Below are 13,260 nucleotides of genomic sequence, written 5' to 3'. Positions count from 1 at the left end.
GACATGACCGTCGATACCGGCCTCGGCAGCCGGAAGACATGGCTCACAGTCGAATTCGCCGGACTGTTCTTCGGAGTCGCCGGCATATACGCGGTGTTCCTGCGCGGTGTCAGCCCGCTGCCGTTCCTGCTGGTCGTGGCCGGGTGTGTGGTGGTGTATCTGCGCCGGACCGGGTTCGACCGTCGTGATTTCTGGCGGGCCGATGCCCTGCGCGGCGCGTTGCCCGGGATGCTCGGGTTGTGGGCGGTGGCGGCGGTCGTGCTCGGTGTCGCGGTCGCGCTGTTGCGTCCGGGATCGCTGTTGGACCTGCCGCGGGAGCGCCCGCTGATCTGGCTGCTGGTGCTGGTGTTCTATCCGCTGGTCAGTGTGTATCCACAGGAATTGTTGTTCCGCGCCTTCCTGTTCCACCGCTACGCGCCGGTGTTCGGTGACGGTGTCCGGATGGTTGCGGCCAGTGCGGCCGCGTTCGGGTTCGTGCACCTGATGTTCGGCAGCTGGCTGTCGGTGGCGCTGAGCGCGGCCGCCGGGTGGCTGTTCGCCGAACGATACCGCCGCACCCGTTCCCTGCTGACCGTCTCGATCGAGCACGCGCTCTACGGCTGTCTCGTGTTCACCATCGGCCTCGGTGACTTCTTCTTTCACGGCGCTGTGACGGCGTGACCCGCGAATCGGTGTGCCGCCCAGTCGCTCTGGGCGGCACACCGGCCACGATCAACTGCCGTGGGGCTTGGAGAATTCCTCGATCAGCACCGGATACTGTTCTCCGCCATGTCCGGCCGCGATCGACCGGTCGGCCATCGCCTTGATCAGCCTCGGCAGCTCGGCGTTGACACCCAGTGCCTCGCATTCCTCGACCAAATGTGCCATCGACCGCGCATCGGTCGCCAACGCCGCCACCTCGGCGGGAAACTCACCGCGGTCGATCTGCTCGGCATAGCCGGGCAGCCACTCGGCAACGCCGGTGGCGATCAGCTGCGCGAACGGCGCATAGGTCGCGGCGTCGACGCCCGCGGTCCGCAGCATCGCGGTGCCCTGCAGCCACGCATTGAGCACGCTCCACATCATGGCCAGGCCCGCCACGTCGTACAGCGACGCGAGCCCGTGGTCGGCGCCGAGGTAGCGGACGCCGCCGAGCGCTTCGAATGTCGGCCGGTGTTCGTCGAAGTCCGCTTGCGGCCCGCTGTGCAGGATGACGGCCGCGGCGGTTCCGATCGTCGACGGGATTGCCATGACGGCGCCGTCGAGGTAGCGGAGGCCTCGCTGCTCGGCCCACCGCGCGGCTTCCCTGGCCTGGGCCGAATCGCCCGAAGTCAGGTTGACAACGGTTGTACCGTCGAGCGGAATATCGCTCGCGCCGAGCAGTTCGCGCACTGCTGCGTAGTCGGTGACGCAGACGATGGTCAGCGGACTCGCTGCGAGCGCGTCGCCGACCGTTGGCGCCAGTCGTGCGCCCCGGGTCACCAGGTCGTCGGCTTTGGCGGCGGTGCGGTTCCAGACGGTGGTGGGATGCCCGGCGGCGAGGAAGGCGCCTGCCAGTGCCTGGCCCATCAGGCCGAGTCCGATGACGGTCACAGGTGTGTCGGTGGTGTTGTTCATGGGAGCATCGTCAACGTTGATACCGGTGTGAAGGTCAAGTGAGGGATTCGATGCGAATCGGGGAACTGAGTCATCAGACGGGCGTCAACGCCCATCAGCTGCGCTATTACGAGGCCCAGGGACTGCTCGAGGCCGACCGCAGTGCCAACGGCTATCGCGATTACCCCGAGCATTCCGTACTGCGGGTGACCCAGATCCGGCACCTGCTCGGTGCGGGCCTGTCCTCGGAAGACATCGCCTACCTGCTGCCCTGCGCCCAAGGCGAAGTCCCCGAGCTCCCCGGCTGCCCCGATCTCCTGGCCGCCATGCAGTCACGGATGCAGCGCCTCACCGACCAGATCGACCGGCTGGCGCGGTCTCGCGACGCGTTGGCGGCCTATATCGCGGCGGCCGAGCAGACCGGCGGTGACAGCTATCCACCGTTCGACGGTGCCGGCCGTGAAGCTGTTCCCGCCTGAGATTCCGCACGAGCCGGGCAACCCGGTCCCCACAATGCGGATCAGCATCAGCCCATCCTCCAGCACCGGCGCAGCTCACGGCTGGAACTGTGTCGCCCCGATCCGCAGCAGCGACCAGATCAGCAGTGCGCCGACACCGATCGTGAGGAACACGATCATCGGAAGATCCCCGTCATCACGGGTTTTCGTGATGATCTTCACCGCGCCCGATTCGAAGAAGAAGGCCAGCACGAGCACCGCGTTCACCGCCACCGCGGCCCACATCGCGCCGGGCTGATAGGCCAGGTAGCCCAGGATCCAGCCGGACAGCAAAGTGATCGGCAGCCCGAACAACATCCAGCCGAAGCCGAGGACCACCAGGTTCGCACCGTGCGCCTTCGGATCGGTCTCGACCATGTCGTCCAGCGATGCACCGGCTATCGGGCGGACCCGGCCGATCTGCACGACGGCATGCCCGAGGCTGGCCACCGCGCACCCGATGACCAGGGCGAAGTATCCCTCGGCTGGGTCGAGCGGTGGTTCCGACGCCCATCGCATCGGCAGCCACCCGCCCCACACCATCAGCACGATCGCCGCCACGGCGGAGCGCCGTGCCCGCAGCCTTTTCCGCGCGTACCCATCCGGGAACAGGTGCTTCTCGCGCCCGTACAACCAGCCTGCCCACATGGGCGCCATGACACCGACGGCGACGGTGAGCCAGCGCCACTGCGCGGGAGCCAGGAACATCGACACCATCGCGAGCAGCCAGCTCGTCACGACGATCAGCACGGCGGGTCGAGCGACGGCCGTCCACAGCGTGTCGGCGCGAGCACACAGCGTCACCACGGGGTCGGGTTCCGGTTCCGGTGGCGGGAGCGCGCGCTCCGATTCGGCTGTCATCTCGTGGGACGGCTGCTCCCACTCCCCCTCGAACGCCGATCCCGGACACAGCACGGGACTGTCGTCGTCGCGATAGTCGTAGTCGACATCCACCTCGCCGTAGGTGCGCATCCGTTCCATGCGTGTGGTGATCGCCAGCCCGTGCCAGGGCTCGTCGCAGTACGGGTTCGGACAGTCCGGATAGGTCGGATCGTCGTAGTCGTACCCGACCTGCGGCTCGCCGTCGCGCAGGCTCTCCTCGACGAGCTCATCGATCTCGTCGAGCAGCCGCCGCACCGGTTCCTCGACCGTGACAGGTTCGGCGAGAACAGGTTCCGGCGCGACACCGCCCGCCGACACCACGGCGTAGTCGACCGATCTGGCCTCGGCCGCCACCACGTCGACCGAGGTGGGCCGCCGCCGGTCCCGGCGAAACCACAAGTGCCGCACCAGCACCGCGTGTGCGGTGCCACCGACCATCAGCAGGAACAAGCTGATGTCGAACACCGTCTCGTGTGTCCGGAACGTCCACAGCGCCAGGGTTAACAACCCCAGATACCCGAGTGCGGCGCACGCCACCGGCCACGACCGGGCCCGCACCGCCAGGACCGTGAACAGCAGCCACGTCAGAAAACCGAGCGAGAGCAGCGGAACGAAGGACACGACCCAGCTCGCGCCCCTGAGTACGGTCGACACGACAAATCCCCCCACTACCCGGACGTGATCCGCCGATCCTAGGGTCGGCCCCGCACCGAGTCCAGGCGTTTCGCGGGCACTCGGCTCCCGTCTACGACCTGAGTTCGGGAGCCACCGCCTCGGCGGAACGGCGCCGGTCCCGGACGACGAGGACCACCGCGGCAACAGACCAGATGACGCCGTAAGCGACAGCACGCATCGGGCTCCAGTTGGTGATCAGCAGCAGGACAGCGACGCCACCGAGCAAGCCGAGCAACCGCGGGGTGTTCGCTTGACCTTTCATGCGGCAGATCATCGCACGGCTCCCGGTCCCATCGCTGGTCAGTTGTCGATGCGGGCGTCGACGGGGCGAACCTCGTCCCGCACTCGCGAGCGGCGGGTACTCCACGCCAGCGCCGGGACGATGAGCAGCGCGATCGCCGCGCCGAGGTAGGCCAGGCCCGGGAAGTCGGCGGCCGCGACGATCAGTCCGGATCCCAGGCCGCCGCCCGCCCCCGCGATGGCGATGCCCACGTCGACGGTGCCCTGGGTGCGGGCGCGGGTCGCGACCGGGGTGGCGTCGGCGATCATCGTGGTGCCCGCGACGAGGCCAAGGTTCCAGCCGAGGCCGAGCAGCCCGAGCGCGGCCGCCAGCGCGATCACCGAACTCGGCGGGGCCAGCGCCGCGGCCAGCCCCGCCGCGACCAAGGTGGCTGCCGCGGCCACGGCGACCAGCCCGGCCCCGAACCGGTCGACGAGCAGGCCCGACAGCAGCGACGGCAGATACATCCCGGCGACGTGCACCGCGATGACGAAGCCCGCGGCCCCGACACCGTGACCGTGATGCTGCATGTGGATCGGCGTCATCGTCATGACGGCGGCCATGACCAGTTGGGTCACCACCATCACCGTCGCCCCGGCCACGATCGGCCCCGACCACGTCTTCGCGGGGAGCGTCCCGGCCGACTCGGCGGCTTCTTCCGACACGGCGATGCCGCGGGCGAGCACGAGCGGGTCCGGCCGCAACGCCACCCACAGCACGATCCCGGCGACCAGATACGCCGCACCCGACAACACGAATGGCCCCGACAGTGGCGGAATCCCCCACGCCGTGGCCAGATCGGCCGTCGGATGCAGCAGATTCGGACCGACGACCGCGCCAACCGTCGTCGCGACGAGGACCGTGCTGATCGCTCGCGCCCGGTGCGCCGGGGTGGCGAGATCGGCGCCGGCGTAGCGGGCTTGCAAGCTCGTCGCCATGCCAGCCCCGTAGACCAGCAACGACGCGAACAGCACCGCGATGCTCCCGGTGACCGCCGCGACGACCACACCGAAACTGCCGAGCGCACCGACCAGATAGCCGAAGGTCAGCCCGGCTCGGCGTCCGGCACGCTGCGAGATCCGCCCGACCGCGACCGCGGCCGCCGCCGACCCGACGGTGAACATCGCACTGGGCAACCCGGCCAGTCCGGTCGACCCGAGCATGTCCTGTGCCAGCAGCGCGCCGACGGTGATGCCAGCGGCCAGGCCCGCTCCACTGAATATCTGGGCGGCCACGAGCACTGTGAGAGTGCGCCGCTGGGCGGGATGTTCGCTCATGACCGTCAACACTGCGCCAAAGATGGACAGTGGTCCAATCAGTTTCCGGTCAGTGCGCGGCGAGATCCCGCCGGACCTGACGCACGACTATCGCCCGGGCAGATGCTGCCCGGGCGAGGACCAGCCGGTCACCTCAGTGGCCGCCCGGGTCACTCAGGTGCAGTCCCTCACCGAGCTTGATCCGGCGGTGCTCCGCGAGCACGATCATCACTCCCGACAGCAAGCACACGCCACAGATCAGGCCTGCGATCACTGCCCACCCGACGTGGCCGGATCCCGCGGCGGTCAGCGTCGCGGCGAGAAAGACGATGCCGACACCGATGAGGAACAGTCCGGGCCAGTTGAGCGAATCCTGGATGGACTCACCCGCGTGGGAACGGAACGTGCGCTCGGTATCGGGGAACTTGTGTACATGCGGATCGTGGTGTGTAGCCATGGCCTGCCGTCCTTTCGACCAGCCGTTCCATATCTCATGAGTACCCCTGATCGCGGCGATGCACCACCCCTGACCGTCAGTCGCGGGCCAGGACGAAGAAGTACGGCTCCGGCATGTCACGGAAGTCCATCAAACCGAGCACGGTGTCGTCGTCGACCCGGCGGAAGACGTCGATGATCGGCAGGTGGTCGTAGACCATGGCCGCCGTCACGACCCCACGGTGTTCGACCCCGCGCAATCGCGCCCGGTACCTGCGCGTGCGCAGCGCGGGCCCGAGCACCCCGAGCAGGCCGCGCACACGCTCGACGAGCGCGTGCGGCACCTTGTCGGCGATTCCGAGAGGCACCTTCTTCGGGTCGACGGCGAAGATCTCACCCGCGGGGTCACAGAACAGCAGCGGATGGACGCTGTCGAGGCCGTCGAACTGTTTGCCGTACCAGCCCGACGCCGCGAGCAGCCCGTCGAGCGGGTGGCCGGTGGCCAGTTCGCGACCGTGCCAGCGGCCGGTGAGCTCGCTCGCAGGCACGGGCGGGAGGCTGTCGAACAACGCCAGCGCCGCGTCCCGGCTACAGGCGGGTTCGAGGAGGGTGAGCTGAGCGGTGGCGGTCATGGATTCCTCTCCGGAGATGTCAGGCGGGCAGGCGCAGCGCGCCAGGCGCCGTCGCGGGCACCGCGGGCTGGGCAGGGGCGACCGGGCTGATCCGCCGGTAGGGAGCTCCGAGGTCGGGTCGCGGATCCTCCTCGCCCTTGTTGGGCCAGAACGCCATCGCCCGTTCCGCCTGCGCGGTGATGGTGAGCGACGGGTTCACGCCGAGGTTCGCGGTGATGGCGCTGCCGTCGGCGACGTGCAAACCCGGGTAGCCGTAGACCCGCTGGTAGGGATCGATCACCCCGGTCTCACGGGAGTCTCCGATCGTGCACCCGCCGATGTAGTGGGCGGTCGCGGGGATGTTGAAGATGTCGGTGGCGACATTGCCACTGATGCCGTCGATCTCGCCCGCGTACTTGCGGGCGATGTCGTGCGCCAGCGGAATCCAGGCCGGATTCGGTTCCCCACTGCCCTGCTTGGTGACCAGCCTGCGCCCCTTCAGATACGAGGTGAGCGAGTTGTCCAGTGACTGCATGACCAGCAGGATCACCGACCGGTCCGAGGCGCCGTGCGCGTTCTGCGAGCGCAGGAACTGCAGCGGATGCAACAGGATCGTCAGCAGCAGCCGCAGGAACCGGAACGCCCCGCCGTCGACCATCGGCACCGTCTGCAGGAACAGCGCGTTCTGCCCCGACCCGTAGGTGCACACCTCCACGTGGGTCTGCGGTTCGGGATGGATGGAGGAGGTGATCGCCACGCCCTGGGCGAAGTCCTTGCGGGACTTGCTGGTGACACCGATGATCGCCTCGGAATTGCTGCGGGTCAGCTCGCCGACGCGCGGCGACAGCTGCGGCAGCGTGCCGTCGGCGCGCAGCGTGTGCAACAGCTTCTGGGTGCCGAGCGCGGCGGCGGCGAACACCACCTGCTGCGCGGTGAACGTGCGCCGCTCCTTACGCAACCAGCCGTTGGACGCGACGGTCCCGACCCGGTACCCGCCGGCGCCGTCGGGCGCCACCGAGGTGACCGTGGTCAGCGGATGTACCTGCGCGCCACGGCTTTCCGCGAGATGCAGGTAGTTGACCGTCGTCGTGTTCTTCGCGTTGTGCTTGCAGCCGGTGAAACAATCCGAACAGTGGATGCAGCCGGCGCGGCGCGGGCCGGCGCCACCGAAGTAGGGGTCCTCGACCTCGGTGCCTTCGTTGCCCTCGTTGAAGAAGACCCCGACCTGGGTGCGGTGGAAGGTGTCGGCGACGTTCAGCCCACGCGCGATGTCGAGCAGCACTTCGTCTTTCGGACCGAGCCGCGGGTTCTCGACGACGCCGAGCATCCGCTTGGCCTGGTCGTAGTAGGGCGCCAGCTCGCTCTTCCAGTCGGTGATGTGCGCCCACGCGCGGTCGCGGTAGAACTCGGGCAGCGGCTCGTAGAGCGTGTTGCCGTAGATCAGCGAACCACCGCCGACACCGGAACCGCTGAACACCAGGCACTTGCCGAGCACGCTGATCCGCTGCGGCCCGGTCAGCCCGAGGCGCGGCGCCCAGATGGCCTTGGGAATGTTCCAGTTGGTCTTGGGATAGTCCTCGGCGTTCCAGCGCCTGCCGGATTCGAGAACACCTACCCGGTAACCTTTTTCGGTCAGGCGCAGCGCGGTCACGCTGCCACCGAATCCGGAGCCGACGACGATCACGTCGTAGTCGTACGCAGTCATGCGGAGATCACCTCGTAGTCGGCGGGGTCGAACCGCGCCTGCTTCTTGTATTGGAATCCGAGCAGTGGCCAGTTGGTGGTGATCCGGCCGTCGGCCTGCCGGTACCAGGACGTGCATTGACTCCACACACTGCCCGACAGCCGTGCCTGGATCTGTTCGTCGTAGGCCTGTTCCACCTCGGGGCGCACCGTCAGCGGTTTCCCGGTCGCGGTGAGATGGGCGACGTAGTCGCCGAGGTATTCGGCCTGCGCCTCGAGGAAGTAGATGATCGAACCGCCACCGGTATTGGTGTTGGGTCCGTACATGATGAACAGGTTCGGGAACCGCGGCACCGTCATGCCGTAGTAGGCGTGCGCCCCGGTTTTCCACTCCTGCTCCAGCGGAAGACCTTCCGCGCCGGTGATCGTCATCGGCGCCAGGAACTCGGTCGTCTTGAACCCGGTGCCCCAGATGATGACGTCGACGTCGTGTTCGCGTCCGTCGGCGGTGTGCACCCCCTCCGGGGTGATCCTGGTGATCTTCTCGCTGGTCACCTCGACATTCGGCTCGGTCAGGGCAGGCAGATAACTGTCGGAGAACAGGATCCGCTTACAACCGATCGGATAGTCGGGCCACACCTGCTCGAACAGGCCGGGCTTGGCCTTGGTCTGTCTGCGCATGTGCGCTTTGGACCACGACTTGACCACGGCGGCAGCCATTTTCGAGTAGACCCAGGCGAAGCTGAGGCCCTCGGTCACCCCGTACCAGGTGCCGCGTTCGGCGAGCGCGGTCACCGGCAGTTTCTCGAACACCCGATGGTGTAACGGGGAGAACTCCCGGTCGGGTCGCGGGATGATGTAGGGCGCGCTGCGCTGGAAGACGGTCAGTGTCGCGACCTCGGGCTGAATCTCGGGAACGAACTGGATCGCGCTCGCGCCGGTGCCGATCACCGCGACCCGTTTGCCGGTCAGGTCGAGGTCGTGATTCCACTCGGCGGAGTGGAAACTGTCTCCCGCGAAGGAGTCCCGGCCCTCGATAGCGGGCAGCGCGGGCCGCGAGAGCTGGCCGACCGCCGACACCACGACATCGAAGACCACGCTGTCCCCGGTGCTCAACCGCACGGTCCACGTGCCGGTCGCGTCGTCGTACTCCGCGGCGGTGACCTCGGTGCCGAAGCGGATGTGGCGGCGCACATCGTATTTGTCGGTGACGTTGCGGATGTAGTCCAGAATCGCCGGTTGCCGCGAGAACCGGTGCGGCCAGCGCGGATTCGGTTCGAACGAGTAGGAGTAGAACGGCGAGGGCACATCGCAGGCGGCCCCGGGATAGGTATTCTCCCGCCAGACGCCGCCGACGTCGTCGGCCTTCTCGAAGACGACGATGTCGTCGAAGCCCCGCTTCTTCAGCGCGATGACAGCGGCCAGCCCGCCGAAACCGCTTCCGATGACCGCGATCGACGGTGTCATGAGGTCCTCCGGTTGTCGAGGATGGTCCGGGTGCACAGCTGCGGGTCGTCGCTGAACGGCAGGTGGCCGCAGCCGGGGAGATCCAGGTGCCGTGCGAACGGCAGGACTTCCCGCGCGCGAGCGCTCTGGGTGCGATGGATGAGCACGACGTCGCGGGTACCCCAGGCGATCGTCAGCGGGATATCGCGCAGCGACCCTGGGTCGTCGCCGGGGTCGAGGCGGTAGGCGGCGAAGTCGTCGCGCGCGTCGGTGAACGAGGTCGCGCCCGCCAGTCCTGCCAGCGCGCCGCGCGCGGCGTCGGGGTCCACCCGCGTCGGGTGACCGAACATCACCGACAGCAGCACGGCCCGGCCGAGGCGATGCCCGACCGCGCGGTCGAGCCCCGGACCCGCCGACCGTGCCGCGGCGCGCATCGCGGTCAGCGACCCCTGCACCCAGCGCAGGCCCGGTGTGCCGTAGAAACCGACAGGCGAGAACGCGGTGACAGCGGAGGCGACGCCGGTGCGCCCCAGCTCGATGGCGATACCGCCGCCCATCGAGCTCCCGACGACGTGCGGCCGTCGGATCTCGTTGTCGCGCAGCCATTGCGCCAGCCAGCTCGCGTACCCGCGTGGTCCGGGCCGGATGCCTGGCAGCGGCGGTGAGGCGCCGAATCCGGGGAGGTCGACGGCGATCACCTCGTGCTGTTCGGCCAGCAGGTCGATGACCGGCGCGAAGATCTGCCAGCGGCTGCCGAGCCCGTGCACGAGCACGATCGGGGAGCCGGTGCCCCGGCGAACATGAGAGATCTGCGTCATCGCAGCCCTTCATCCAGAAGAAACAGTTACTGCGTACGGTTTGTTGATTGCACCAGGTCATCACTGCTGCGTCAATAGGCAATCGGACAACAAGACGCGCGAGATCCCCAATCTTTACCGTCACGGCGTACGATTTCTCGGGTGACCGTGCAACAACCGCGCCGCACCCAGGCGCAACGCCGTGCCTCTACCAGGGCCCTGATCCTCGACTGCACCGCGCAATGCCTGCTCGAACGCGGCTACGCGGCGACCACCGTCAGCGCCGTCCAGGAACGCGCCGGCCTCGCGCGAGGCACCGTGCAGCATCACTTCCCCACCCGCACCGAACTGCTCATCGCGGCCACCACCCGCGTCGTCGACCTGCGGCTCGAACAGTTCCGCCGCGAGGCCGAACTCCTGCCACCGGGCCGCGACCGGCTGCAATCGGTCGTCGACCTGGCCTGGCGCGACCTCAACAGCCCCGCCTTCTTCACCGCCCTGGACCTGTGGGTCGCGGCCCGCACCGACGCCGAACTGCGCGAGCGCCTCGTCCACGAGGAACGGCGTGTGTTCACCGAGATGCGCAGGCTCTACCTCGAGGTCGTCGGCGAACCGTACGCCTCCGATCCGCGCGCGGAGATCCTGGTCGAATTCACCATCGACCTGCTGACCGGCCTGTCCATGACGGCCATGCTCACCGGAACGCTCGGCGAGCGCGAAGCGGTCGTACGCCGCTGGAAGCGCGCACTCGCCGTCCTGATCGGCCGGCTGCCCAGCGACGAACTGCTCGACGGCAGCCCCCTGCCCGCGGTCGCGAGCTGAGCTGACCCCGCGTCAGCTGATCCCGGACAAGCCGTTCCAGCACAGCGCGACCGTCGTCGCCACGGCATCACGCTTGGGAATCGGGCGGCCCGTGTCCAGCCACTGACGGGCCGCCAGATGACTGGCCCCGACGACACCGAACGCGCACGTGAACGCCCGTGCGTCATCCATGCCAGCCGCCCGCAACTCGGCACTGACCAGCACCGCGCACTCGCCGAACGCGTGCCGCGACCGCCAGCGCACGCTGGGTTCACTGGGCACCGGCGACTCGAAGATCAGCACGTGACCGTCCGGGTCCTCGTCGACGAAGTCGAAATAGGCCCGCACCGCCCGCCGCACCTTGTCCTCCTGCCCGGTGGCACCGGCCAGCGCATCACGGATACCGCGCACCATCCGGTCCAGATGGTGTTGCAGGACAGCGAGATACAGATCCAGCTTGTTCGCGTAGAGGGTGTAGATCACCGGCTTGCTCATTCCGGCGCGCGCGCTGATCTGGTCCATGCTCGCGCCGTGATAGCCGTGCGCGACGAACACCTCGCGCGCCGCGTTCAGCGCCGCGAGGAGCCGTTCCGCGCGGGCGGCGACGGTACCGCCGCCGGACTCGTCCTCGGAGAACAGGATCTCGCTGTGCAGGACTGTCATGAGACCAGCCCTCCTTCGCTGGGTCGTTCGGTCACCATGTCAGCACCGGCTTCACCACACGCCCGGCCCGCTGATCGGCCAGCGCGGCCGCGATCTCGGTGTGCGGATAGCGGCCGATGAGCCGCTCGACCGGGAACCGGCCGCTCGCGTGCAGATCGAGCAGGTGCGGAATGAAGGTGGCGGGCACGCTGTCGCCTTCGAGGCAGCCGCGAATGGTCTTGCCGCGCAACACGATATCGCTGACATCCACCGGCGGGGCGCCCGCACCGAGACCGACCGCGACCACCGTCGCCCCGGTCGTCAGCGCCGACACCGCATCCGCCAACACCGCCGGGACGCCCGTGGTGTCCAGCGCGTGGGTCACCCCACCGCCGGTGAGGTCGCGAATCCGCGGCACCGTCGGCCCCTCGGCCGGATCCAGCGCCACCTCGGCACCCAGCTCGAGCGCGAGTTCCCGCCGGGCGGCCGACGTCTCGACCACCACCACCCGTACCCCGGCCACGGTGCGCGCGGCCAGCAGCGCGGCCATCCCGACCGCGCCCGCGCCGTAGACCGCCAGCCAGGCGCCCGATTCGGGACGCAAAGCATTGAGAACCGCGCCAGCGCCGGTCTGGAATCCGCAGCCGAACGGCGCGGCCGCCGCCAGGTCGATCGCGGCGTCGACGACGACGGTGTTGTCCTCGGTCGTCAGCGCGTACCCGGCGAAACTCGACTGGCCGAAGAATCCGTCCAGCACCGGCGTGCCGTCGAGCAACACCCGCGGCGTGTCGTGGGCGCGGCGCCCGAACTGGTTGAGCGCGACCGAGCGATGACAGTAGGCGGGGCGACCGGCAAGGCAGGTCGCGCACGCGCCGCAATGCCGGAAGGTCAGCACGACATGGTCACCGGGTGAGACCGTGCTGACGCCGGGCCCGACCGCGGCCACCACACCGGCGCCCTCGTGGCCCAGCAGGATCGGCCGGTCCGCGGCTCCTGCGCGCCGGGTCACCAGGTCGGTGTGACAGATCCCGGCGGCGGCGATCCGCACCAGGATCTCCCCGGCCCTTGGTTCGTCGATCTCGACCGGCTCGATCGAGAACGCCGCGGACGGGTCGCGCGACAGGACCGCCGTCGTCCGCATCAGGACACCCGTTCCAGCAGGAAGTAGAAGTGTTCGCCGCGAGACAGCACCAGCTCCGGGCGACCGTTCATGATGCCCATCAGGGTCCGCTCGTCGAGCCACTTGAAATGGTCGAACACGGCGCGACCGTCGTAGACCATCGTCGCGGTGACCTCGCCGCGGAACTCGATGTTCCACAGCGTCGCCTCGCCCTGTCCCAGTTCGACATTCGAGAACAGGGTGCCGTCCTCGGCGCGGCAGATCAGCGGTTTGGCATCGTCGAGGGCGAGGAAGGTCTTGCCGTACCAGCGACTGGCGGGCAGCGCACGGCACAGCGGGTGCCCGGTCTGGAACGCGCCGCCGTGCCATTCGCCGAGGATGTCCTCGGCGCGGGCAGGCCGTAGCCGGGTCCAGAGCGCGTCCAGTTCCGCGGTGGAGACGCCGTCGGTCTCGTCCCGCAGTTGCTGCCAGCGTGGCTTGTCCGCGCCCATGGTGTCCTCGTCTCGCCGTTTTCAGAACCATCCGGTTCCAGAACGGACCATAGTTCCGAACCAGATGGT

The 13,260-nt window shown here is 68.5% G+C and carries 15 protein-coding genes; 3 read left to right on the top strand and 12 right to left on the bottom strand.

Going from position 1 to position 13,260, the window contains the following annotated elements; genetic code table 11:
* Positions 1 to 3 precede the first annotated feature (3 nt).
* A complete protein-coding gene (locus ACWF82_RS07925; RefSeq protein ID WP_452499114.1) occupies positions 4 to 660 on the top strand; it encodes a CPBP family intramembrane glutamic endopeptidase in 657 nt (218 codons plus the stop codon).
* Between the two features lie 51 nt (positions 661 to 711).
* Here ACWF82_RS07925 and ACWF82_RS07920 read toward each other — a convergent pair whose 3' ends face one another.
* A complete protein-coding gene (locus ACWF82_RS07920) occupies positions 712 to 1,596 on the bottom strand; it encodes an NAD(P)-dependent oxidoreductase (RefSeq protein WP_452499112.1) in 885 nt (294 codons plus the stop codon).
* Between the two features lie 50 nt (positions 1,597 to 1,646).
* Between ACWF82_RS07920 and ACWF82_RS07915 the strand changes: the two genes are divergently transcribed.
* Positions 1,647 to 2,054, top strand: a complete 408-nt coding sequence (locus tag ACWF82_RS07915) for a MerR family transcriptional regulator (RefSeq protein ID WP_452499110.1) — start codon at positions 1,647 to 1,649, stop codon at positions 2,052 to 2,054.
* A gap of 75 nt (positions 2,055 to 2,129) precedes the next feature.
* Here ACWF82_RS07915 and ACWF82_RS07910 read toward each other — a convergent pair whose 3' ends face one another.
* The 8 genes from ACWF82_RS07910 to ACWF82_RS07875 form a co-directional block, all read right to left on the bottom strand.
* Positions 2,130 to 3,608 carry a hypothetical protein gene (locus tag ACWF82_RS07910; RefSeq protein ID WP_452499108.1) on the bottom strand — a complete coding sequence of 493 codons (1,479 nt, stop codon included), beginning with the start codon at positions 3,606 to 3,608 and terminating at the stop codon, positions 2,130 to 2,132.
* Positions 3,609 to 3,699: 91 nt separating this feature from the next.
* The gene (locus ACWF82_RS07905; protein WP_452499106.1) at positions 3,700 to 3,891 is read right to left on the bottom strand and encodes a hypothetical protein; all 192 of its coding nucleotides are present in this window, start codon (positions 3,889 to 3,891) and stop codon (positions 3,700 to 3,702) included.
* A gap of 38 nt (positions 3,892 to 3,929) precedes the next feature.
* Positions 3,930 to 5,186 (bottom strand): MFS transporter, encoded by a 1,257-nt coding sequence (locus ACWF82_RS07900; protein WP_452499105.1) that lies wholly within the window; start codon positions 5,184 to 5,186, stop codon positions 3,930 to 3,932.
* Between the two features lie 133 nt (positions 5,187 to 5,319).
* Positions 5,320 to 5,622, bottom strand: coding sequence for a hypothetical protein (locus ACWF82_RS07895; protein WP_452499103.1), 303 nt, complete (start codon positions 5,620 to 5,622; stop codon positions 5,320 to 5,322).
* Positions 5,623 to 5,698: 76 nt separating this feature from the next.
* Positions 5,699 to 6,232 carry a DUF4334 domain-containing protein gene (locus tag ACWF82_RS07890; protein ID WP_452499101.1) on the bottom strand — a complete coding sequence of 178 codons (534 nt, stop codon included), beginning with the start codon at positions 6,230 to 6,232 and terminating at the stop codon, positions 5,699 to 5,701.
* A gap of 19 nt (positions 6,233 to 6,251) precedes the next feature.
* Positions 6,252 to 7,916, bottom strand: a complete 1,665-nt coding sequence (locus tag ACWF82_RS07885; RefSeq protein WP_452499099.1) for a GMC oxidoreductase — start codon at positions 7,914 to 7,916, stop codon at positions 6,252 to 6,254.
* Complete coding sequence (locus tag ACWF82_RS07880) at positions 7,913 to 9,361, bottom strand: flavin-containing monooxygenase (protein WP_452499098.1); 1,449 nt, start codon at positions 9,359 to 9,361, stop codon at positions 7,913 to 7,915. The genes ACWF82_RS07885 and ACWF82_RS07880 overlap by 4 nt, the downstream gene beginning before the upstream one ends.
* Entirely contained in the window at positions 9,358 to 10,158 is an 801-nt protein-coding gene (locus ACWF82_RS07875; RefSeq protein WP_452499096.1) for an alpha/beta fold hydrolase, read from the bottom strand. The genes ACWF82_RS07880 and ACWF82_RS07875 overlap by 4 nt, the downstream gene beginning before the upstream one ends.
* 141 nt (positions 10,159 to 10,299) lie before the next feature.
* On the opposite strand from ACWF82_RS07875, the gene ACWF82_RS07870 reads away from it, so the two are divergent.
* Complete coding sequence (locus ACWF82_RS07870) at positions 10,300 to 10,959, top strand: TetR/AcrR family transcriptional regulator (RefSeq protein WP_378854874.1); 660 nt, start codon at positions 10,300 to 10,302, stop codon at positions 10,957 to 10,959.
* A 12-nt stretch (positions 10,960 to 10,971) separates the two neighbouring features.
* Here the strand turns inward: ACWF82_RS07870 and ACWF82_RS07865 are convergent, their stop codons facing one another.
* The 3 genes from ACWF82_RS07865 to ACWF82_RS07855 are packed head-to-tail and all read right to left on the bottom strand — an operon-like array spanning position 10,972 to position 13,191.
* Positions 10,972 to 11,601, bottom strand: a complete 630-nt coding sequence (locus tag ACWF82_RS07865; protein ID WP_452499093.1) for a TetR/AcrR family transcriptional regulator — start codon at positions 11,599 to 11,601, stop codon at positions 10,972 to 10,974.
* A gap of 31 nt (positions 11,602 to 11,632) precedes the next feature.
* The gene (locus tag ACWF82_RS07860) at positions 11,633 to 12,721 is read right to left on the bottom strand and encodes an NAD(P)-dependent alcohol dehydrogenase (protein WP_452499091.1); all 1,089 of its coding nucleotides are present in this window, start codon (positions 12,719 to 12,721) and stop codon (positions 11,633 to 11,635) included.
* Positions 12,721 to 13,191 (bottom strand): DUF4334 domain-containing protein, encoded by a 471-nt coding sequence (locus ACWF82_RS07855; protein ID WP_452499089.1) that lies wholly within the window; start codon positions 13,189 to 13,191, stop codon positions 12,721 to 12,723. Before ACWF82_RS07855 ends, ACWF82_RS07860 begins: the two co-directional genes overlap by 1 nt.
* Positions 13,192 to 13,260: the final 69 nt, after the last annotated feature.

The sequence above is a fragment of the Nocardia sp. NPDC055053 genome (assembly GCF_053608285.1).
Note: the sequence above shows the minus strand (reverse complement) of the source record. Positions and strands in the feature narration are given on the sequence as shown.

Coding starts and splice junctions, on each gene's coding strand:
- ACWF82_RS07905 (WP_452499106.1), bottom strand. CDS start 3,891: ATGAAAGGTCAAGCGAACACCCCGCGGTTGCTCGGCTTGCTCGGTGGC.
- ACWF82_RS07880 (WP_452499098.1), bottom strand. CDS start 9,361: ATGACACCGTCGATCGCGGTCATCGGAAGCGGTTTCGGCGGGCTGGCC.
- ACWF82_RS07885 (WP_452499099.1), bottom strand. CDS start 7,916: ATGACTGCGTACGACTACGACGTGATCGTCGTCGGCTCCGGATTCGGT.
- ACWF82_RS07920 (WP_452499112.1), bottom strand. CDS start 1,596: ATGAACAACACCACCGACACACCTGTGACCGTCATCGGACTCGGCCTG.
- ACWF82_RS07915 (WP_452499110.1), top strand. CDS start 1,647: ATGCGAATCGGGGAACTGAGTCATCAGACGGGCGTCAACGCCCATCAG.
- ACWF82_RS07875 (WP_452499096.1), bottom strand. CDS start 10,158: ATGACGCAGATCTCTCATGTTCGCCGGGGCACCGGCTCCCCGATCGTG.
- ACWF82_RS07925 (WP_452499114.1), top strand. CDS start 4: ATGACCGTCGATACCGGCCTCGGCAGCCGGAAGACATGGCTCACAGTC.
- ACWF82_RS07860 (WP_452499091.1), bottom strand. CDS start 12,721: ATGCGGACGACGGCGGTCCTGTCGCGCGACCCGTCCGCGGCGTTCTCG.
- ACWF82_RS07895 (WP_452499103.1), bottom strand. CDS start 5,622: ATGGCTACACACCACGATCCGCATGTACACAAGTTCCCCGATACCGAG.
- ACWF82_RS07900 (WP_452499105.1), bottom strand. CDS start 5,186: ATGAGCGAACATCCCGCCCAGCGGCGCACTCTCACAGTGCTCGTGGCC.
- ACWF82_RS07855 (WP_452499089.1), bottom strand. CDS start 13,191: ATGGGCGCGGACAAGCCACGCTGGCAGCAACTGCGGGACGAGACCGAC.
- ACWF82_RS07890 (WP_452499101.1), bottom strand. CDS start 6,232: ATGACCGCCACCGCTCAGCTCACCCTCCTCGAACCCGCCTGTAGCCGG.
- ACWF82_RS07865 (WP_452499093.1), bottom strand. CDS start 11,601: ATGACAGTCCTGCACAGCGAGATCCTGTTCTCCGAGGACGAGTCCGGC.